Origin of the sequence: Saccharicrinis aurantiacus (assembly GCF_947489045.1) — a bacterium.
In the GTDB taxonomy this organism is placed as follows: Bacteria; Bacteroidota; Bacteroidia; order Bacteroidales; family Marinilabiliaceae; genus Saccharicrinis; species Saccharicrinis aurantiacus.
Map to the genome: position 1 here is coordinate 76,709 of NZ_CANLCN010000005.1, position 20,890 is coordinate 97,598.

At 36.3% G+C, this 20,890-nt stretch carries 19 protein-coding genes; 14 read left to right on the forward strand and 5 right to left on the reverse strand.

The features are described 5' to 3' along the window. Positions 1–65: 65 nt before the first annotated feature. The 5 genes from QMO11_RS07555 to QMO11_RS07575 all read left to right on the forward strand — a co-directional run bounded on the left by QMO11_RS07555 (position 66) and on the right by QMO11_RS07575 (position 3,220). Positions 66–578 carry an OmpH/Skp family outer membrane protein gene (locus QMO11_RS07555; RefSeq protein WP_075603459.1) on the forward strand — a complete coding sequence of 171 codons (513 nt, stop codon included), beginning with the start codon at positions 66–68 and terminating at the stop codon, positions 576–578. 72 nt (positions 579–650) lie between these two features. Continuing rightward, entirely contained in the window at positions 651–1,163 is a 513-nt protein-coding gene (locus QMO11_RS07560; protein ID WP_075603458.1) for an OmpH/Skp family outer membrane protein, read from the forward strand. 63 nt (positions 1,164–1,226) lie between these two features. Next, the gene (gene murI, locus QMO11_RS07565; protein ID WP_282036735.1) at positions 1,227–2,060 is read left to right on the forward strand and encodes a glutamate racemase; all 834 of its coding nucleotides are present in this window, start codon (positions 1,227–1,229) and stop codon (positions 2,058–2,060) included. A gap of 45 nt (positions 2,061–2,105) precedes the next feature. Next, on the forward strand, positions 2,106–2,678 hold the full coding sequence (locus QMO11_RS07570) for a chromate transporter (RefSeq protein ID WP_282036736.1): 573 nt from the start codon (positions 2,106–2,108) through the stop codon (positions 2,676–2,678). After that, a complete protein-coding gene (locus tag QMO11_RS07575; RefSeq protein WP_075603455.1) occupies positions 2,678–3,220 on the forward strand; it encodes a chromate transporter in 543 nt (180 codons plus the stop codon). The genes QMO11_RS07570 and QMO11_RS07575 overlap by 1 nt, the downstream gene beginning before the upstream one ends. 100 nt (positions 3,221–3,320) lie before the next feature. On the opposite strand, the gene QMO11_RS07580 is transcribed toward QMO11_RS07575, so the two are convergent. Further along, entirely contained in the window at positions 3,321–3,545 is a 225-nt protein-coding gene (locus tag QMO11_RS07580) for a hypothetical protein (protein WP_075603454.1), read from the reverse strand. 58 nt (positions 3,546–3,603) lie between these two features. After that, a complete protein-coding gene (locus tag QMO11_RS07585) occupies positions 3,604–4,131 on the reverse strand; it encodes a gamma carbonic anhydrase family protein (protein ID WP_075603453.1) in 528 nt (175 codons plus the stop codon). A 293-nt stretch (positions 4,132–4,424) separates the two neighbouring features. On the opposite strand from QMO11_RS07585, the gene QMO11_RS07590 reads away from it, so the two are divergent. From QMO11_RS07590 to QMO11_RS07600, 3 genes are all read left to right on the forward strand, one after another. Beyond that, on the forward strand, positions 4,425–6,275 hold the full coding sequence (locus tag QMO11_RS07590) for a 2-oxoacid:acceptor oxidoreductase subunit alpha (RefSeq protein WP_282036737.1): 1,851 nt from the start codon (positions 4,425–4,427) through the stop codon (positions 6,273–6,275). 3 nt (positions 6,276–6,278) lie between these two features. Further along, entirely contained in the window at positions 6,279–7,298 is a 1,020-nt protein-coding gene (locus QMO11_RS07595) for a 2-oxoacid:ferredoxin oxidoreductase subunit beta (protein ID WP_282036738.1), read from the forward strand. A gap of 277 nt (positions 7,299–7,575) precedes the next feature. Next, a complete protein-coding gene (locus QMO11_RS07600) occupies positions 7,576–8,124 on the forward strand; it encodes an REP-associated tyrosine transposase (protein WP_282036739.1) in 549 nt (182 codons plus the stop codon). A 465-nt stretch (positions 8,125–8,589) separates the two neighbouring features. Here QMO11_RS07600 and QMO11_RS07605 read toward each other — a convergent pair whose 3' ends face one another. Then, positions 8,590–9,297 carry a DUF6261 family protein gene (locus QMO11_RS07605; RefSeq protein WP_282036740.1) on the reverse strand — a complete coding sequence of 236 codons (708 nt, stop codon included), beginning with the start codon at positions 9,295–9,297 and terminating at the stop codon, positions 8,590–8,592. A gap of 1,016 nt (positions 9,298–10,313) precedes the next feature. On the opposite strand from QMO11_RS07605, the gene QMO11_RS07610 reads away from it, so the two are divergent. The 5 genes from QMO11_RS07610 to murA all read left to right on the forward strand — a co-directional run bounded on the left by QMO11_RS07610 (position 10,314) and on the right by murA (position 16,460). Further along, entirely contained in the window at positions 10,314–10,661 is a 348-nt protein-coding gene (locus QMO11_RS07610; RefSeq protein ID WP_282036741.1) for a peptidase associated/transthyretin-like domain-containing protein, read from the forward strand. A 560-nt stretch (positions 10,662–11,221) separates the two neighbouring features. Continuing rightward, positions 11,222–11,905: a GIN domain-containing protein gene (locus tag QMO11_RS07615; RefSeq protein ID WP_282036742.1), complete on the forward strand. Its 684-nt coding sequence runs from the start codon at positions 11,222–11,224 to the stop codon at positions 11,903–11,905. Positions 11,906–12,036: 131 nt separating this feature from the next. Continuing rightward, positions 12,037–14,340 (forward strand): ATP-dependent helicase, encoded by a 2,304-nt coding sequence (locus tag QMO11_RS07620; protein ID WP_068474135.1) that lies wholly within the window; start codon positions 12,037–12,039, stop codon positions 14,338–14,340. 98 nt (positions 14,341–14,438) lie between these two features. Beyond that, complete coding sequence (locus tag QMO11_RS07625) at positions 14,439–15,116, forward strand: DUF4290 domain-containing protein (protein WP_282036743.1); 678 nt, start codon at positions 14,439–14,441, stop codon at positions 15,114–15,116. A 30-nt stretch (positions 15,117–15,146) separates the two neighbouring features. Then, positions 15,147–16,460 (forward strand): UDP-N-acetylglucosamine 1-carboxyvinyltransferase, encoded by a 1,314-nt coding sequence (murA, locus tag QMO11_RS07630; protein ID WP_282036744.1) that lies wholly within the window; start codon positions 15,147–15,149, stop codon positions 16,458–16,460. 58 nt (positions 16,461–16,518) lie between these two features. On the opposite strand, the gene QMO11_RS07635 is transcribed toward murA, so the two are convergent. Together QMO11_RS07635 and QMO11_RS07640 are read right to left on the reverse strand one after the other, a co-directional pair. Continuing rightward, positions 16,519–17,457 carry a radical SAM/SPASM domain-containing protein gene (locus QMO11_RS07635; protein WP_282036745.1) on the reverse strand — a complete coding sequence of 313 codons (939 nt, stop codon included), beginning with the start codon at positions 17,455–17,457 and terminating at the stop codon, positions 16,519–16,521. A gap of 82 nt (positions 17,458–17,539) precedes the next feature. Next, entirely contained in the window at positions 17,540–18,547 is a 1,008-nt protein-coding gene (locus tag QMO11_RS07640; RefSeq protein WP_282036746.1) for an OmpA/MotB family protein, read from the reverse strand. A gap of 384 nt (positions 18,548–18,931) precedes the next feature. Here QMO11_RS07640 and dxs point away from each other — a divergent pair, with 384 nt between their 5' ends. Further along, entirely contained in the window at positions 18,932–20,884 is a 1,953-nt protein-coding gene (dxs, locus tag QMO11_RS07645; protein WP_282036748.1) for a 1-deoxy-D-xylulose-5-phosphate synthase, read from the forward strand. The last annotated feature ends 6 nt before the right edge of the window (positions 20,885–20,890 follow it).

A 20,890-nucleotide genomic window follows, 5' to 3' on the forward strand; every position in this document is an offset into this window, starting at 1 on the left:
AAGGAACATTTGTAATATGTACAATGCATATCTGATATGTAGGTTCTAATGCTAAATTGAAATAAATGAAAATATTTAAGTTATTAATGTTATGTGTTTTTGTGTTCGGATTGAGCACTGTGAAAGCACAAACACCAATGAAATTTGGTCATGTGAATACACAAGCTATTTTGGCCGAAATGCCAGAATTGAAATCTGTTGAAACGCAGTTACAAACTGAGTATTCTAAATTAGAAGCACAACTTACTGATATGCAGGAGTCTTTAAAAACGATTCAAATGGATTATGTGAACCGTTTACAAACAATGCCTGCTGAAGAAAGAGCTTCACTAGAAACTCAGATTCAAGAAGGTAACCAAAAGGTTCAAGCCTTTTACCAAACATCACAACAGAACCTTCAAAAGAAAGAGCAAGAGTTAAAAACACCAATATTCGAGAAAGTTACTACGGCAATTGAGCAAGTAGGTGAAGAGAATGGTTTTCTTTATATATTTGAAGAAGCTGGTGGTTTAGCTGTTTATAAATCACAAAAAAGTGTTGATGTATCTGATTTAGTAAAAGCTAAATTGGGTTTATAATTTAATGTTGTATTAATCATCAAGTTAGTTAGTAACTATAACTATCAAATTGATATCAAATAAAAAGAAATAATGAAATCTATAAAATTAGTATTAGTAATTGCAGCAATCGTTTTTAGCGCAAATACTTTCGCACAAGACTTAAAATTCGGACACCTTAATATTCAAAAATTAGTATCTGAATTACCAGAAAAATTAGAAGCTGATCAAAAACTTCAAGCAGAAGCTCAAAAATTAGATCAAAACCTTAAGGTGATGAACGATGAGTTAGATGCTAAGTACAAAGATTATATGGAGAAAAGAGACGAGTTAGCTGAGTTAATTCGTGCAACTAAGGAGAAAGAAATCCAAGAAATCAGTCAACGTCTTCAAAATTTCCAACAATTAGCGCAACAAAACTTACAACAACAAGAGCAACAATTATTGCAGCCAATTATTGAGAAAGTACAAAAAGCTATTGATGCTGTAGGTGCTGATAATGGCTTCATTTACATCTTCGACGTAAGCTCTCGTATTGTGGTTTACCATTCTGCTCAAAGTACAGATGTTGAAGACTTAGTAAAAGCTAAGTTAGCTACAATGTAAAAAAGAATAAATACTATATATTTAAAGGATGATTTAATAATCATCCTTTTTTTGTACCATATAATGAATAATATAAGCGGACCAATAGCTGTTTTTGATTCTGGATACGGAGGTTTAACCGTGTTTCAAGAATTACGAAAAAAGTTGCCTAATAATGATTTTATTTATTTAGGCGATAACGCTCGTGCGCCCTACGGTACACGTTCTTTTGATATTGTTTACGAATACACATTAGAGGCAGTAAAGGAATTGTTTTCCATGGGTGCCCATTTGGTAATTCTAGCCTGTAATACAGCATCAGCAAAAGCGCTGAGGACAATACAGCAAAAGGATTTGCCCAATATAGATTCAAATAAGCGTGTTTTAGGCGTTATCCGACCAAGCGTGGAGTATGTTGCTGAAATTACAAAAACAGCCATGGTTGGTGTGTTAGGAACTACAGGAACGGTACAATCCTTATCGTATCCACTCGAACTTCAAAAGCAATCAAGTAATATTGAGGTTTACCAAGAAGCATGTCCGATGTGGGTGCCGTTAGTAGAGAATGGAGAATCAAATAAAGCAGGTGCTGATTATTTTGTGAAGCAACATATCGAGAAGCTCTTGCAATTGAATTCTGATATTGATACCGTTATACTCGGATGTACGCACTATCCCATGTTAATGGATAAAATTAAATTGTATACACCTGCGCATATCAATATTCTATCTCAAGGTTCTATTGTAGCCAATAGTTTAGTCGATTATTTGCAACGTCACCCCAAGATGGATAAAAAATGTACTCGTGGCGGAAGCGTTCAATACTATACCACCGAGAATGCCGATAAGTTTAAGCAAACCGCAGGTTTCTTTCTCAAGCAGGATATTGAAGTAACACAAATAAATTTGTTTCAGTAATACTTAAAAGGCCCACTTGGTCTTAAATTTGTATACACCTTTCCAATGTTAAAATTTAAAGATAATTTCCAGCTTTTTTTATCCTTTTTAAAGGTTGGTTCCTTCATGTTTGGAGGAGGATATGCCATGCTCCCTTTGCTAGAACGCGAGTTAATTGAAAATAAAAAGTGGATTACTAAAGATGAGCTCCTAGAAATACTTTCTATTTCGCAGATGACACCAGGTACCATCGCCATTAATGCGGCTACCTATATTGGCAATAAACAAGGCGGTATATTAGGCGGTATTTTGGCTTCTGCCGGAATTATATTGCCTTCACTGATTATTGTTACAAGTTTATATTTCTTAATGGGAAATAGCATGACCAATGAATACGTACAAAAGGCCTTTTTAGGCATTCGTGCCTGTTTGGTGGCAATGATTATTCATTCGGTATACAAACTCTTTAAAACAGGCATTAAAAACCATTTGCAGTTCTTTATCTTTTTAGCTGCTCTGTTAGGTCTTTTCTTGGGGCTGAATCCAATTATGGCCATCATACTCGGGATAATTTCAGGAGTAGGAATCTATTTTCTAGAACCTATAATTACAAAAACAAAGGAAGGAGAAACCAAGTAATGAAGGATCTGTTTAATTTAGCCATCTCATTTTTTAAAATTGGCCTATTTAACTTCGGTGGAGGTATGGCCATGATACCACTTATCATTGAAGAATTAGAAAGGAACAATTGGATGACACCCGATATGTTTTTTGATTTCTTTTCCTTGGCACAAATGACACCCGGAGCCATTGCCATGAATACTGCTAGTTATGTTGGCGTGGGCGTTGCCGGATTACCCGGAGCAGTTGTGGCCACCACTTTTTTAGCAGCACCATCCATCATCGTAATGCTAATTCTATCCGGAATACTCCGTCGTATTAAAGAGCATAAACTTAAAACAGCTATTTTTGCTGCGCTCAAACCCGTAACAGTGGCTCTAATATTGTTTGCAGGTTACCATATTGCCGATCAAAGTTTCTTCGAGAATAACTATCAAAACATCAACTACATTGCCATTGCACTTTCCGCAGTGTGTTTATTAATCAGCACCAAAGTAAAAAAAATACATCCCATACTTCTCATCGTTTTGGCTGGAGTGGCAGGGATATTTTTATTCTAAAAGAAAAATCCTGCTAAGTACTTAACAGGATTTTAAATTATACTAGAATATGTAATGGGAGCTACTTTTATCGAATATTCAGATAAGAAGTTTTGAATAGCTATGATAAGAATAGAGATATGAGAAATGCGAATATTCCGATTGAGGTAATTAATATAAATGCAACCATTTTACCTTTAAGATGGTACCATTTATCACCGCCTTTAATCTCGCTTAAAACTTCTAATCTTTTCTTTACATTCTTTTTGTCTTCTTTATTAGTTAATAGATCAGTGGTTAACCAAACAAAAAAGCCTGCTATTATAATATTGAGAATTATCTCCATGCTATGAGTTTAGTAATTCAGAACTCAATAAAATTAGACTACAACTTTTCATGCAGATTTACTCTTCTCCATCCTCTTTATACCAACTTGCGTACATCAAGTAATTATTGGCAATTTTATTCACCATTTCTTTGGTTTGCTCAGGCTCAATATCTTTCACCTTTTTTGCCGGAACACCTGCATAAATACTATTTGGTTCAACCACAGTATTGCTTAAAATAAGTGAATTGGCTGCAATAATAGAATTCTCGCCAATAACAGCATCATCTAAAATGGTAGCGCCCATTCCTATAAGCACATCATTTTTTATTTTTGCACCATGTATGGTTACATTATGTCCAACCGATACATTATCGCCAATTTCAATAGTCGATTTCTGGTACAGTGTGTGTAATACCGAGCCATCCTGAATATTTACTTTATTACCAATTTTAATAGAGTTTACATCACCACGTAAAACAGCATTAAACCAAATACTGCAGTCGTTTCCTATCACCACATCACCTATAATAGTAGCGTTTTCAGCTAAATATACATTTTCTCCAATTTCAGGAGTAAATCCTCTTACTTCTTTAATTAATGCCATTGTTTAAAAAATATTTATTTCTTCAAAATTACATATTTTCTAATTAACTGATGTACACTTCATATTTCATATGGTTGAAATTGTATCTTTTATAAAAAAAATGATGTACCCATCCTGTCTAAACACCTCTATCGGCGATAAGCTTATAAAATTTTTAGATTAGACGGAATTCGTTTTTTTTATGTTCTTAAACACTGACGTTAATCAACTTATAAATCAAAGGGCACTTGCTACCTTTACTATCCTTAAAAGAAATTCACATAGGTTTTAACCCTCTCAAATTTGCTAAGCATATGGCAAGAAGTTCAAAGATTATTGAGCGCGACGAAGTAGTTGTCCGCTTCTCAGGAGATTCTGGTGACGGAATGCAGTTGTCAGGATCACTATTCTCAAATGCATCCGCCATTTTTGGAAACGATATCTCTACATTTCCCGATTATCCGGCCGAGATTAGAGCGCCGCAAGGAACCATAGGTGGAGTTTCTGGTTTTCAGGTTCACCTAGGACGTACCGAAGTATATACTCCTGGCGATTATGCAGATGTATTGGTGGCCATGAATCCGGCAGCTCTAAAAGCAAATGGTAAATGGGTAAAACATGGTGGTACCATTATAATGGATGTGGATAGCTTTGATGAAAAAGGTATGCGCAAAGCTGGCTATGTAAGCGATGATCCGATTGTGGAAGATAAGCTAGGCGATTATAATATTATTAAAGCGCCCATTACAGCTCTTACTAAAGAGAGTTTAAAGGATATGGGTTTAGATAACAAAAGTATCCTACGTAGTAAAAATATGTATGCCTTAGGTTTGGTGTATTGGTTATTCGATCGTCCGCTTGAGCATACTAATAAATACATAAAGAAGAAGTTTGCTAAAAATCCGGCTATTGTTGAGGCTAACCTTAAAGTACTTAAAGAGGGTTTTGATTACGGCGTAATTATTCAGGCTGTAACTCCATCTTATCATATCAATCCGGCATCAATTAAACCGGGCAAATATAGAAACCTAAACGGAAATACCGCGGTTGCATGGGGCTTAATAGCCGCTGCTCAGAAGGCTAATTTGGAGTTGTTTTTGGGTTCTTATCCTATTACTCCGGCCACTGAAATAATGCAAGAATTATCAGCCCGTAAAGATTTAGGCGTAAAAGTATTTCAGGCCGAAGACGAGATTGCGGGTATTTGCACGGCCATAGGTGCTAGTTTTGCCGGTGATATGGCAGTAACTTCAACCTCAGGGCCTGGATTAGCCTTAAAAGGCGAAGCCATTGGATTGGCAGTTATTGCAGAGTTGCCTTTGGTTATAGTTAATGTGCAACGTGGTGGCCCTTCAACGGGTTTGCCAACCAAAACCGAGCAGAGTGATTTAATGCAGGCCTTGCATGGCCGAAATGGAGAAAGCCCTTGTGTAGTAATGGCTGCATCGTCGCCAATTAATTGTTTTGAGTATGCTTTTTATGCGGCAAAAATAGCAGTGGAGCATATGACGCCTGTGATTCTTTTAACCGATGGTTTCTTGGCCAACGGAACGCAACCGTGGCGCATTCCTGATTTAAAAGATTATCCTGAGATAAAAGCAGTGCGACCAACTGTACCGGGTAAGGATTGGCTTCCATATATGCGCGACCCGGAAACCTTAGTCCGTTCGTGGGTTAAATTGGGTACGCCTGATTACATGCATCGAATTGGTGGTTTAGAGAAAGATGAAGAATCGGGTGCCGTTTCTTACGATGCTCAGAATCATGAAAAAATGGTTCAGACTAGGGCTGATAAAATCAAAAAAATTGAAGACTTTATTCCCGAGCAAGATATCTTAGGTCATGCCGATAGTGATTTATTAGTTGTAGGATGGGGCGGAACTTTTGGGCACCTATATACTGCAGTGGAGGAGCTCTATAGTGAATCAAAAATTAAGGTGGCATTGGCGCATTTTAATTACATAAATCCATTGCCAAAGAATACTTATGATGTATTAAAAGGCTACAAAAAAATTGTGGTTTGTGAATTAAATATGGGACAGTTTGCCAATCATTTAAGAATGACATTTCCTGAGATTCCATACTTACAGTATAACAAAGTACAAGGTTTACCTTTTACTGTGGTTGAGCTAAAAGCGCACTTTACTAAACTATTGGAGGAATAAATTATGAGCGAAAATTGCGAATTCAAATATACCGATTATAAAAACGATTTACGAGTGCGTTGGTGCCCTGGTTGCGGCGATCATGCCATTTTAAACGCCGTGCAAAAAGCCATGGCTAGCTTAGGAGTAGAACCCCATAATGTGGCTGTGATATCAGGCATAGGCTGTTCGTCGCGCTTTCCGTATTATATGAATACCTATGGGTTCCATACCATACATGGGCGTGCCTCAGCAGTAGCGTCGGGAGTTAAGGTAGCCAATCCTAATTTGCATGTATGGCAAATTACTGGCGATGGCGATGCTTTGGCCATTGGAGGAAACCATTTTATTCATTTGATTCGAAGAAATATCGATATCAATGTAATACTGTTTAACAACCAAATTTATGGTTTAACCAAGGGGCAATACTCACCTACATCCAAGCGTGGATTTATATCTAAAACATCGCCATTCGGAACGGTTGAAGATCCTTTCCGCCCTGGGCAATTAGCCTTGGGAGCGCGAAGCCAGTTTTTTGCTCGCACCATCGATAAGGAAATTAAATTATCAGTTGCTGTAATGGAAGAAGCGGCCAAGCATCGTGGTGCATCCATTGTTGAAGTGTTGCAGAACTGTGTCATCTATAACGATAACACACACGAGGCTATTACCGATAAAAAGCACAAGGCCGATAGAACCATTATTTTAAAGCATGGCGAAAAAATGATTTTTGGTGCTGAAAGGAATAAAGGGCTTGTGATGGATGAAGACCATAACCTAAAAGCGGTTACTATTGGTGAGGCAGGTTATACATTGGAGGATATTTTGGTACACGATGCCGAGAGTTATCATGTTTCGATGCATCGTAAATTGTCAAATATGGAGTATCCGGAATTGCCAGTCGCTTTAGGGGTAATTCGTTCTGTAAAAGGGGTAAGTTACGATGAAAGTGTAAACGATCAGCTAGAGCAGATTCAGGCCCAAACCTCTGTACACACTTTTGAAGAGCTGGTGAACTCTGGTGATGTGTGGGAGGTGAAATAAAAGAATGAAGACAAAAGACAATAATAGTAGTATTTAGAGAGTGAGAAAGCAGTAACCGAGCAATTGGTTGCTGCTTTTTTTGCGTCATCGCTCTGCATAAAGTGATCCCAAGGCAAGCATTAAAACACGGCGCCACAGCTAGCGCGAGCTTTTAGCTCGTGCTTCAACAAACCCATAAGTGTGCGCAGTATGCTGATCCCATAAAACTCATCAATGAACTTAGCTGGTGTGCTAAACTTATATGTTTTGTTCTATCTTTAAGTAAAGTAATGTTCAAATGAGTAGAAAATATAAATTCCATAATCCGGACGGTATTTATTTTATTAGTTTCGCTATAGTTAATTGGATTGATGTTTTTGTTCGCGAACAATATTTTGCAATTATGGCAGAAAGTATAGAATTCTGTCAAAAACAGAAAGGTCTAGTACTTTTTGCTTATTGCATTTTACCAAGCCATGTTCATTTAATATTTAAGGATAGTAATGGTAACCCAGGCAAGTTAATTAAGGAAATAAAGACCTATACATCAAAGAAACTTCAAATGTTGATAAAGGAAAATCAACAAGAAAGCAGAAAAGAGTGGATGTTATGGATGTTTAAAAGGGCAGGGTTTAAAAATAGTAATGTAAAAGGAAGCCAGTTTTGGCAACAACATAATAAGCCTATTGAATTATGGAGTAATGAAGTAATTCAGCAGAAAATAGACTATATCCATAATAATCCTGTTGTATCAGGTTTTGTAAGCGAACCTTACCATTGGAAATATAGTAGTGCAACAAATTATGCTGATGAATTTAGTGTAATTAAAATTAAAAAAATACTTTAGTCACGAGCTAAAAGCTCGCGCTAGCGTGGAGCTAGCATGTTAAATATAAATACATGAGAAATAAAATTACAATATCAGTATTCTTTGTTGTGTCACTAATATTCAATTTCTTCATTAAAAAAACGGAACTAAATATTGGTGTTTTCTCAATGGTATCACAATTGTTCGGTTCATTGGTGCTTGGTTATGTAATATCAATGTTCGTGTCAAAATATAAAGTCAACAGCTGGCAGAGGTTTTGGGCTATGTTTTATGGAATAATGGTTATAGGTAGTATCATAAGTTTTTTGTTAAACCTAGTACCTCTTGGTGCAGATTATTAATTTATTTCTCTATACGGCCTCGTTTCTAGCTAGCGCGAGCTTTTAGCTCGTGTTTTTAACTCGTAAATCTATCCACTAAGCTATTCATCCAAAAAAAAGGCCACCCAATCCGGATGGCCTTAAAAATCCCCATTTTTTATTATTAATTATTGAGTTTACTGCTACGTTGCTTTATTTTGGTGTTTTCGGCATCAATTAGTAATTCAATTGCCGTACACACCTCAGCATATTCAGGTGTAGCCATTTTTTGTAAAAACTGCAGATAAACCACCAACTTACCATTGATTATCTTAATCAGTTCTTTTTTTATTTCAGTGGCAGCTGGCATTTCATCTTCGTTAACACGCGCCATTTGTAAAGTATTTTGCGACGATGCAAAGGCTTGTTGCTTTGTGTTAAAAGACTCAAATAGTGGCAACACCCCTGGTAGTTGTGCCATGGCATTGGCATATTTAGGCTTGGTCATATCCTCAGAATACGATTCGCTATAAGTATTCTGGCTATTATAACTACTGCCTAAAATATCATTTTTATATTTATTATTTAATGCACCTATTTCTAACGCTGCGGCTGCAATGGTAGCGTCAGGATAATGTTTATATCCTTCGGTTAGTTGCAGTATCGATTTAAATGCTTGGTCGCGTTCATCATCTAGTTCTTCTAAGCTAGAGTGCATTTTATCCTTATTAATAGCCGTAAGCAATAGGCTGTTTTTGGTATCCATCTCCGTGGTGATGGTACCTAAGTGCGCATCTGACTCCAATATATCAGAGCTTACTGCCGCTACAATTTTTGTACTGAGCGCATGAATATCTGCATTGCGTACAGTAGTCATTACTTTTTTAATCATAGGTTTTAAATTATTATAGATTTAAAAAACTATAGGGGATTTTATATTTTAATACGTCATTTTAATTTGATTACGACTTCGTTGAACCCAAAGGAAGTCATCACTATTTGATTATGGCTTCGTGGAACCTAAAGGAAGCCATCACTATTTGATTACGACTTCACTGAGCCCAAAGGAAGCCATCACTATTTGATTACGACTTCACTGAACCCAAAGGAAGCCATCACTATTTGATTATGGCTTCGTTGAACCCAAAGGAAGCTATCACTATTTGATTATGGCTTCGTTGAACCCAAAGTAAGCCATCACTATTTGATGATGCCTTCGTTGAAATTTATGGGAGATTGTACTCAAAGTAGAGCAAGCTATCACATAGCTTTGTGGGATAATTTTTTTTATGAGGGGGCGAAGTATTTATTGAGAGCCTTGTTTTTAAGGTAATCGTTTTAGAAAGCAAGCTGAGCCTAGCTTTTGTACTCCTAAGTATCAAGATCATTAGATAAAGGTTTAATTTTAAGATGATCTAAGATAATTAAAAAAACATTTTTAGCAATGCCGAATGGTATTTATTAATACCACTCCAATGTCCTTAGCAACAAGCAATCTGTTTACGGTAACTATGGCTACACTCATCTTTTTTAACACAAATTCACACTAAAGCGGAAGCTCCTATTTTCGTATGTTAACTGATTGTAAGCATACCTTATTCAACACTTTTAATAAAGCTTTTGGCAGTAATTGTAAAGTATCTTCAATATAAGCGAAGAGTGTACCCATGCAACGTTATACCGGTAGTTTTCAATCATAATGCACTGTGTTAGTTAAACATTACCAAATTGTAACAATACTATTTAAAGTGGGTTTGAGTCATACAACTTTAACTATTTGTTAGATAAGGAATTTTAAGATTTCACTCCAATTCTGTCATCTATATTTGCAGTCATAAAATAAGTCCATCCCCAACCAACTTTATAAAACACTCTCTTCTTTTCTTATTAACACAACTAAAAGAAAAGATGACACTACGATTTATTTTTCAGGTATTATTGGTATGCCTATTCACGCAAACCATATCTGCAATTGGTGCAGATAATGAAACCTCAGCAGAAAAGGCTGGAAGCAGAATTATTGGTAGAGTAGTAGACAGTCAGAAAAACCAAATGGCTTTTGCTACCCTAATAATTGAAAATACCTCTTACTCCACTATTACCGATGCCAATAAATATTTTCCTTTGGCCCAACTTATCCAATCCCCCGAAACCTTCAAAACATTACCGCTCCATACGCGCAAAGCTGAAGCATTATCTATGAAAAGTACATCAGAGGTGATTAAAACCAAATATATACACCAGCAATTACAATAGTAATTGTTTTTACCTAGCGTTAAGCTCAAAGCAGAAGTCATAACCAAGACTTCTGCTTTCTTCGTTTATTAGGGCGTGCCCACAAGGGTCGCGCTATCCGCTATATCTTTGCATCGCCAAAATGGGCTCACAAAGGATGTCGCTACTATCGCTCACGCAGTATGGCATAATTATGGCACATCGCATCGTAAATATTCGGGTACAAAAAAAGGGATATCAACCGTTGTTGTATCCCTTTTTCTTAACCTAAACCCTAATCTATGAAAAAAAACTTCTTATGTCTGTTTTGTGTGGTGAGTTTTAAATAATCGGAACGCTTTAGAAGCGCTCCGATTAATAACCTAAACCCTAACCTAATCTATGAAAAACTCTCTTGCTCTTCGGTGTGGAATATTGCAAAGCCTGTGCCAAAATAATTCAATTCGGTACTTTTAGTATTCATTAACACTTATTGCTTTAATTCATATAATCGGCATTCCGTGTAGTATATCCTTATTCAAGTGTAAATAATAAAACAAAATAGGTTTTAATTTTGTATATTATGTATAAATGAAGGTGTTATGCTTAAACTAGTTTCAATAGTACTAATGGTTCAACTTGTTTTTCAAGTTACCCTATCTCAAAAGATAGAGCATAGAGCGCACGATGAATTCTCAATAATAAAAGTAAAATCAGGCATTAAAGTTTTTATTACCCAAGCCGATACATTTAGCATTATAGTAAAATGTAACCGAAGCTCCATTCATCGCATCATCACCGAGCAAATTAATAACAGTCTTACTATTTATACCAAAGGAAAATACCGTTGGGGCAATAATGAATTGCGCGAAGTGCATATTACTGCTCCCTACTATCTGGCATTAACTGCCGAATCGGGCAGTGATATTACTAGTATGAATAGAATTGAAGGGGATATTGTTTTTATCAGAGCTTCAAGTGGTTCCGATGTTTATTGCAACCTATCCTATACCACCGCCAAAGTAAACGTTAAAAACGGAGCAAGCATAAGCCTAAGCGGTGCGGTTCGTAATTTAAATGTTAAAGCAGAATCATCAGGCCATGTATTCAATAAAAAGCTAATTGCCGAGTATGCCAACTTAAGCGTAGGACTAGGATCAGTAATTGAAGTATACGTATCCGATTGGTTAGTGGCAACTAGTAAAGGGGGCGAAATAAAATACAAAGGAGCTCCTAAAAATGTAGAAGTAGTCGCCTCTAATGGCGGCGATGTAATACGCTTCTAGTAAGTTGTAAATCATCCCTATAAATTGCTGAAAGCATTAAGCTTTTACTTTTATCAATCAATAAATCTTCATACTACACGCTTAAAAAAATTAAAAAATTAACTTTGTTGCTCAATTAAAAATCATAAAGTGTGCAAGATTATTTAGAGCATTTAAATGAGCCGCAAAGAGAGGCTGTAGTAAATACAAAAGGACCATCGTTGGTTATTGCCGGAGCAGGATCGGGTAAAACCCGAGTACTTACCTATCGTATTGCTCATTTATTAACACAAGGTGTTTATCCCTATAAAATATTGTCCTTAACCTTTACCAACAAAGCAGCGCGCGAAATGAAAGAGCGTATTGCTAAAATTGTAGGTGAAGAAATAGCACGTAATCTTTGGATGGGTACTTTTCACTCTGTTTTTGCTCGCATACTGCGTTCTGAGGCCGATAAACTGGGTTATCCATCATCCTTCACTATTTACGATTCTGCCGATTCAAAAAGTTTAATTAAATCGATTATTAAATCGATGCGTTTAAACGAAAAAGAATATAAAGTAGCCAGTGTTCTGGGGCGTATTTCATCGGCAAAAAACGATTTGGTTACACCCAAGGCATATGCGCAAAGCAGCATCCGCATGAGCGAAGACCAAGCCAGTGGAAAAAGCATGATTTATGAGATTTATGCCCGTTATATGCGCGAGTGTTACAAATCGGGCGTAATGGATTTCGACGATTTGTTGCTCAATACCAATATTCTGTTTCGCGATCATCCGGATGTATTAGAAAAGTATCAGAAGAAATTTGATTACGTTTTGGTTGATGAGTACCAGGATACCAACATATCGCAGTACATCATTATTAAAAAATTAGTGGAACAGCATAAAAATATTTGTGTTGTTGGCGATGATGCCCAAAGTATTTACAGCTTTAGAGGGGCTAAAATTGAGAATATTTTAAACTTCAGAAACGATTACCCAGGCTATAATGTATTTAAGTTGGAACAGAATTATCGTTCTACGCAAAATATTGTAGATGCTGCCAATAGTATCATCTCAAAAAATAAAAACCGTTTAGATAAAATCGTTTATTCAAAAAACGATGTGGGTAATAAAATCAGGATTCACAATGCCATTTCAGATATTGAAGAGGGCTTTATTGTGATGAAAGATATGAACGAGAAAAGAAAGTTAAAGAACTATGATTATAGCGACTTTGCCATTCTATATCGTACCAATGCGCAGTCGCGTATATTTGAGGAAGCCCTTCGTAAAAATGCCATTCCGTATAAAATTTACGGGGGCCTAAGCTTTTATCAGCGTAAAGAAATTAAGGATCTTTTAGCTTACTGTAGGATGGCCGTTAATTCCGCCGATCAGGAAGCACTGAAGCGTATTATAAACTATCCAACCCGTGGAATTGGTAAAACTACCTTAGAGAAAGTTGAAGCAGCAGCTAACGAAGCGCAAGTTGGTATGTGGGATGTGATTTCTCGTCCTGATTACTTGGCTAAATTATTTAATGCAGGTACCCAACGTAAGTTAACCTCTTTTGCAGGGATGATTCAAGGCTTTAAGGCCAGCATTAATCAGCTCTCAGCCTACGATTTAGTAAGCGAAATTTTAGCACAAAGTGGCATGAAATCAGATTTGTTTCAGGAACGAACCCCTGAAGCATTATCGCGCCAAGAAAATATACAGGAACTTTTAAATGGTATACAAGAATTTACCACCTCTCGCATCGAAGAAGGTGGCGAAACGGGATTGGTTAATTTCTTAGAAGAAGTTTCGCTATTAACCGATCAGGATAGTGATTCAGAAGACGATTTTAATAAAGTTACCATGATGACCATCCACTCTAGTAAAGGTTTAGAATTTAAAAACGTTTACGTAGTGGGAGTAGAAGAAGGTTTATTTCCTTCGAAAAGAACACTCGATAGTGAGCAAGCCATTGAAGAAGAGCGTCGTTTGTTTTATGTAGCGATTACTCGTGCCGAGGACAATGCTGTGATTTCTTTTGCGCGTACCCGTTATCAGTATGGCGAGTCATCATTCACCCGCCCAAGTAGATTTGTGGCTGAAATTGATGAGCAGTATGTTGAGTATATGGGTGATCAGGTGAAGATACCATCAAATCCAAACGGATTTTCTCAAAATCAACAATTTAAACGTACCTTCCAAAAAACCGAAACACCCAATAAACCAGGCTATAATTTCAGTAAAAAAGTGGGGCAGAGACCCGCTTCGGAACCGGCACAAGCTAAAGGTAGTTTTTCAGGAACAACAGTGGGAGGGCTTAAAGAAGGTAGTCTTGTGGAACACATTCGTTTCGGTAGAGGAAAGATTGTTGCCATAGAAGGAAATCCACCAAATACCAAAGCAACAGTTGAGTTTGAAAATGCGGGCATTAAACAATTATTGCTCAAATTTGCCAAACTTAAAATTTTGGCTTAGTTTTGTAAGTATAGTACTGCAATAAAAACTCGTAGATACTTCACAATAGAGATTGAGATTAATAAAATATCTCCCCAAGTCAATCGATTTTTAGATTTATGGAATATAATTCAACCAGAAAGAAATTGCTTCTACCTGAATATGGTCGTCATATTCAGAAAATGGTTAACCACTGCGTTAGCATTGAAGATGTTGAGGAACGCACAAAATGCGCTCACTCTATAATAGGGAACATGGGAAATATGTTTCCACACTTACGTGATGTGAATGACTTTAAGCATAAGCTTTGGGATCATTTGGCCATCATGTCTGATTTTAAATTAAATATTGAAACACCATTTCCATTACCGGCTGTTGAAACATTAAATGAGCGTCCGCAAAAGATGCCTTATAATACACAACGCATCCGTTATAAGCACTATGGTAGAACTATAGAGCAAATGATTGATAAGGCAGTTCAAATGGAAGATGGCGAGCATAAACAACATTTAATTTTGCTTATTGCCAATAATATGAAGAAATCACTTCTGTTGTGGAATAAGGATTTTCCGGGCGATGCACGTGTATTTGATGATATGCGCAAGCTATCAGGAGGAAAGCTAGAAATCAGTCCTGATTTAAAAATTCCTGAACAACGCGAACACACCAATAGATCAAGTAGTAGCCGTACTAATAAAGGGCCACACCAAAGTCACGGTCAACGTAATAACAATAATCGCAACAACAACAATAATAATAAGCGTCCTTTTAAAAGTAACGACAACCGTAAAAAGTAGACAGCTCATTATTTAAATTACCCACCATAAATGCATTGTTTCGAAATTGAAGGAGGACATAAGCTTAAGGGCGATATTACTCCACAAGGGGCTAAAAATGAAGCCTTACAGGTTATTTGCGCAACAGTACTTTCTCCAGAAGAAATTACAATTTCAAATATCCCAGATATAGTTGATATCAACAATCTTATAGATTTACTGGAAGATATTGGTGTAAAAATCAATAGAATTAGTAGAGATGTTTGCTCTTTTAAAGCAGATAAGATTGATTTAGACTATTTACAAACCATAGAATTCCGTAAAAAAGCATCTTCATTGCGAGGATCAATTATGATAATGGGACCTTTATTGGCACGTTATGGTAAAGCTTATTTTCCAAAACCAGGGGGCGATAAAATTGGTCGTCGTAGATTAGACACCCACTTCATAGGATTTGAGAAATTAGGAGCAAGCTTTCATTACAATCCAAACGAAATTTTCTATAGCCTAGAAGCCAAAGAGCTGAAAGGAACCTATATGCTTTTAGATGAAGCGTCGGTAACCGGAACCGCAAACGTGGTTATGGCTGCTGTTTTAGCTAAAGGTAAAACCACCATTTATAATGCAGCATGCGAGCCGTATTTACAACAACTTTGTAAAATGCTAGTTAGTATGGGTGCAAAAATTACGGGTATCGGATCAAACCTACTTTATATTGATGGAGTAGAATCATTGGGTTCTTGTGAGCATCGTATTTTACCTGATATGATTGAAATTGGTAGTTTTATTGGAATGGCTGCCATGACAGGTTCTGAGATTACCATTAAAGATTGTGCTTATGATGAGCTAGGGGTTATTCCTGAGGCATTCAAAAGAATGGGAATTAAGTTAGAACGCCGAGGCGATGATATTTATATACCAGAGCAAGATACTTACGAAATAGAGACCTTTATTGATGGTTCTATTATGACGATAGCTGATGCTCCTTGGCCTGGTTTAACTCCCGATTTATTAAGTATATTCTTAGTAATTGCCACTCAAGCCAAAGGAAGTGTTTTAATACACCAAAAAATGTTTGAGAGTCGTCTTTTCTTTGTAGATAAATTGATTGACATGGGTGCTCGTATCATTTTGTGTGATCCGCATAGAGCCACTGTAATTGGTTTAAATAAAGAAACCGCTTTAAGAGGAACAACGTTAACTTCTCCGGATATTAGAGCAGGGGTTGCTTTGTTAATTGCAGCACTATCCGCAAATGGGAAAAGTACAATTCAAAACATCAATCAAATTGATAGAGGATATCAGAATATAGATGTTCGTTTACAGAAATTAGGAGCCAAAATAAAAAGGGTTCAAGCGCAGTAAACGATAAAAGAAAAATATTTAGAAAGAGCTATTCGTAATGAGTAGCTCTTTTTTTGCCTTATTTTTTAGCTAAAGGACAATTTTGGCAGATGTCAATTTGTGATTGTGTAGTTAGTAATTGCTTTTTGAATTGTTGAGAAGCCTTGCTATTATTTATTTCAGATAAATTAGATTGATATACATTTCCAAAATTGTAATCTGCATCCTTATCAAAACAACAAGGAATTATATTTCCATCCCATGTGATTACTGATGAGGACCAAGCTTTCCAACATTTATTTTTGTAAGATCCCTTTATTTTGAGGCTCTCTTTCTCATCAAGCTCATACCTTGAAAATTTATTTAGGGTAGTAAGTCTGTTTTCGGCATCAGGTGAATCGTAAACCTGGGCCGATTTTAAATCTATTTTATCAATACCTAAATCGTTAGCTAGTTTTATAAAGTCGTCTATCTGGTGTTCATTGTGCTTAAATACCAAGAATTGTGCAGTTAATATGGGGTATTTACTCTTTTGTTCTTGTTTTGCCTTTACAAGGGCTTTGGTACCTTCAATAACTTTATTCAGCTGACCATTAATTCTGTATTTTGAATATACCTCTTGAGTAGTCCCATCAAACGAGATTATTAATGAGTCAAGTTCGCTAGCAATGGTTTTATTGGCGCGTTCAGTATCTAAATACTGACCATTGGTTGAGGTTGAAACCACCAAGTTGGCTTTTTTTGCTAAGGTAATCAGTTTGAAAAAATCAGGATGCATATATGGCTCTCCCTGAAAATAGAGGTTTAAATGCCAAACTTCTTTATTGATATGCTTTAATAATTCAGAAAATTGAGGGGTACTAATGGTGCCTTTGGGGCGCTTTAAAATACCCAAACCCGTAGGGCATTCGGGGCATTTTAGATTGCAAATACTTATGGGTTCAATACTAATAGCCATTGCTTTAGTGCGAAGGAGTGGTGTTTTAAATATAGTACTGAGTAGGTAGGATAATTTCAAGTGCAAAATATTGATGAGTTTTGCACTTGAAATAGTTCTTACATAAGAAGCAAGTATAGCAAAGTTTGCTATAAACTGCTTTTTAGTTGTTGAGTATGTTGAAAATTTTATCAAAGTTTGGCGCTAAAATTATTTCAGTTCGTCTATTCTTTCTTCTAGCTTCCGGCGTGTTGGCTGTGTCAATAGGCACAAATTCACCTCTACCTGCTGCTGTTATTCTGTTAGGACTAACGGATGAATTATTAATGATAATGCGAGAAACGGAAGTTGCTCTCTTTACACTTAAATCCCAGTTATCTAAAAGCACTGTACTTTTATAAGGAACATTATCAGTATGACCTTCAACCATGATGTAAATATCAGTTTTATTTTCGAGAACCTTCCCAATTTTTTGAATGGCACTTTTACCTGCAGAACTCACAGAGTAGCTTCCTGATTGGAATAATAGTTTTTCTTCCATCGATACGTATACTTTACCATCTTTGGTATATACCGAGAGTTCATCGTCTCCAAAATCGGTTAAGGCACTTGCAATTGAATTACGTAAAGCATTCATGGCCGAATCTTTTTCGTTTAGGATTGCCTCTAATTCAACTAATCTTTTGTTTCGGGCTTCTAATTCTTTTTCGGCATTAGCTAATTGCTCTGTAGCAAATATTAAATCTTGCTGCTTTGACGCCAAATCTCGTTCAGCTCTCAATAGTTCATCTTCACGTTTCTGTAATTCTTCATGTAAATTCTGAACATGGGCTAATAGTTCACTCGATTGTGTTGTTGTATTTCCTCCAAATCGTTTTAATAATTCAGCATATTCATTAGCCAGCTCTTTGTTTCTTTTTTTTAGTGTCCAATTACTTTTGGCCAATCGCATGGTGTCTTGCGTTAAAAGTTCCACATCTCTTTTTAAACGTTTGGCTTCCGCTTTTAACTCGTTATTATCAACAATTAAATCTTCGTTTTCATTTTTTAATTGCTTTGCTACAATGGCATCTTCTTCCCCTTGTGATTTAACATCCTGAAATTGCTTTAATGGCACGCATGCTGAAAATAGGGCTAGAATAAGTCCAGCATAAATAATTAGTTTATTCATAATTAATAAGAATTATTAGGTGTAACCATAGGATAATACAAGTCATTGTATCAAACTGAAATTACATGTGTGTTCGTTTTTGTTTCTCTCTCTAAAAACAGAATCCAAATATGATAATTAAATAATTACCTTGAAATAAATATTGCTAAATATTCCTTCGAGTTCATTATTAAATGTCTACACTTTTTGTTACGGATGTATCACATCCTATAAAAACAGGAATTAAGGTTATAGCAGTTTCTCATCAATCTATTTTTCGTCTTTCAAGTTAAATAGATGAAGTATTGTGATAGCCATAGAAATCTTGTTTTACTAAACCGAAAATACAAATCGATACAATTATAAGTTTAACCTCAATGTAATTTTGTATTCGCATTAAACCTTATGGGTAATTCATTATATTTGCACTCTGTAAAAAAATATACCGCATTAAGAGGAATGAACGATAAGGTGAATAAATTACTTCCATTGATTGATAGCCCTGAGGATTTGAAGAAAGTCGATGAACAAGACTTAGCTCAGGTGTGTGATGAATTGCGAGATTTCATAATTGATGCGGTTTCTTGTAATCCAGGTCATTTTGGTGCTAGCCTTGGTGTTGTTGAATTAACAGTAGCCTTGCAATATGTATTTAATACACCAGAAGATAAGATTATATGGGATGTGGGGCATCAGGCCTACGGACATAAAATTCTTACCGGACGTAAAGATCAATTTCATACCAATAGAAAGTATAAGGGGTTAAGTGGATTCCCGAATATTAACGAAAGTGAATTTGATGCTTTCGGGGTTGGTCATTCATCTACATCAATATCAGCAGCCTTGGGTATGGCTATTGCCGCTCAGCAAATGGGAAAAACAAAACAGCAGTCGATAGCTGTTATTGGGGACGGCAGCATGACCGGTGGTCAGGCCTTTGAGGGCTTAAATAATTTGAGTACGACCAAAGCAAATATGCTGATTGTGCTTAATGATAATAATATGGCCATCGATCCTGCGGTTGGAGGTTTAAGTGATTACCTTGTTGATATCAGTACTTCTCATACCTATAATAAAATTAGGAAAGAGATGATGAAGGGTATTGAGAAGCTAACAGGGCCCAATGCGCAAGATAAAATTGTTGCCATCAACAACAGTATCAAATCCCTATTAACAAAGCAATCTAATATATTCGAAGGTTTAAATATTCGTTATTTCGGACCAGTGGATGGTCATGATATTAACCATCTTGTTAAAGTACTGAAAGATTTAAAAGATATTCCCGGACCAAAGGTTCTACATTGTATAACCAAAAAAGGGAAGGGCTTTAAATTAGCTGAAGAAAATCAAACGGCTTGGCATGCTACAGGCGCTAAGTTTGATAAAACCACAGGAAAGAAGACTGAACCAGAATCAACTAAGCCACGACCACCAAAATATCAAGAAGTATTTGGACAGACCATTGTGGAGTTGGCTAAGAAGAACGAAAAAATTGTTGGTGTTACACCTGCAATGCCATCTGGTTGTTCTTTAAATATAATGATGGATGAAATGCCTGATAGGGCTTTTGACGTTGGTATAGCTGAGCAACATGCGGTTACTTTTTCAGCAGGAATGGCTATATCTGGTTTAATGCCTTTTTGTAATATCTATTCAACATTTATGCAGCGTGCCTATGATCAGGTAATTCACGATGTTGCCATACAGAATTTGAATGTGGTATTTTGCTTAGATAGAGGAGGTTTAGTGGGTGCTGATGGTGCTACGCATCATGGAGTATATGACCTTAGTTTCTTTAGGCCTATACCGAATATGACAATATGCTCACCTCGTAATGAATCAGAGTTGCGAAACTTAATGTATACAGCTCAGCTCCCAAATAAAGGACCATTCGTTATTAGATATCCTAGAGGACTAGGTATTACAATTGATTGGAAGACTCCTATGCAAGAAATTGAAATTGGCAGGGGTGAGGTTTTAAAAGAGGGTAGTGATATTGCTTTTGTAACATTAGGTCCAATTACTAACAAGGCACTTCAGGTTTGTGAAAAATTGGCGAGTGAAGGTTATTCTGCTGCTTTATATGATTTGCGATTTGTTAAGCCTTTAGATGAGGAGCTTCTTCATAGCTTATTCCGCACCCATACTAAAGTAATTACTGTTGAGGATAATTCTGTAATTGGAGGAGTAGGAACTGCAGTAATTGAATTTATGGTTGAAAATGGATATCATGCTACAGTTAAAAAAATGGGTATTCCAGATTCGTTTGTAGATCATGGTACTCAAACTGAGCTATATGCTGAATGTGGCCTTGATAAAAAAACTATGCTTAAAAATGCATTAGAGATGCTTCAATAATATTAT

Bases quoted from the DNA above. Each gene is read 5' to 3' on its own strand.
- QMO11_RS07600 (WP_282036739.1), top strand. From the start codon at position 7,576: ATGAGTAGAAAATATAAATTCCATAATCCGGACGGTATTTATTTTATT.
- QMO11_RS07595 (WP_282036738.1), top strand. From the start codon at position 6,279: ATGAGCGAAAATTGCGAATTCAAATATACCGATTATAAAAACGATTTA.
- QMO11_RS07625 (WP_282036743.1), top strand. From the start codon at position 14,439: ATGGAATATAATTCAACCAGAAAGAAATTGCTTCTACCTGAATATGGT.
- murA (WP_282036744.1), top strand. From the start codon at position 15,147: ATGCATTGTTTCGAAATTGAAGGAGGACATAAGCTTAAGGGCGATATT.
- QMO11_RS07560 (WP_075603458.1), top strand. From the start codon at position 651: ATGAAATCTATAAAATTAGTATTAGTAATTGCAGCAATCGTTTTTAGC.
- dxs (WP_282036748.1), top strand. From the start codon at position 18,932: ATGGGTAATTCATTATATTTGCACTCTGTAAAAAAATATACCGCATTA.
- QMO11_RS07570 (WP_282036736.1), top strand. From the start codon at position 2,106: ATGTTAAAATTTAAAGATAATTTCCAGCTTTTTTTATCCTTTTTAAAG.
- QMO11_RS07580 (WP_075603454.1), bottom strand. From the start codon at position 3,545: ATGGAGATAATTCTCAATATTATAATAGCAGGCTTTTTTGTTTGGTTA.
- QMO11_RS07615 (WP_282036742.1), top strand. From the start codon at position 11,222: ATGCTTAAACTAGTTTCAATAGTACTAATGGTTCAACTTGTTTTTCAA.
- QMO11_RS07585 (WP_075603453.1), bottom strand. From the start codon at position 4,131: ATGGCATTAATTAAAGAAGTAAGAGGATTTACTCCTGAAATTGGAGAA.
- QMO11_RS07640 (WP_282036746.1), bottom strand. From the start codon at position 18,547: ATGAATAAACTAATTATTTATGCTGGACTTATTCTAGCCCTATTTTCA.
- QMO11_RS07575 (WP_075603455.1), top strand. From the start codon at position 2,678: ATGAAGGATCTGTTTAATTTAGCCATCTCATTTTTTAAAATTGGCCTA.
- QMO11_RS07590 (WP_282036737.1), top strand. From the start codon at position 4,425: ATGGCAAGAAGTTCAAAGATTATTGAGCGCGACGAAGTAGTTGTCCGC.
- QMO11_RS07555 (WP_075603459.1), top strand. From the start codon at position 66: ATGAAAATATTTAAGTTATTAATGTTATGTGTTTTTGTGTTCGGATTG.
- QMO11_RS07610 (WP_282036741.1), top strand. From the start codon at position 10,314: ATGACACTACGATTTATTTTTCAGGTATTATTGGTATGCCTATTCACG.
- QMO11_RS07605 (WP_282036740.1), bottom strand. From the start codon at position 9,297: ATGATTAAAAAAGTAATGACTACTGTACGCAATGCAGATATTCATGCG.
- murI (WP_282036735.1), top strand. From the start codon at position 1,227: ATGAATAATATAAGCGGACCAATAGCTGTTTTTGATTCTGGATACGGA.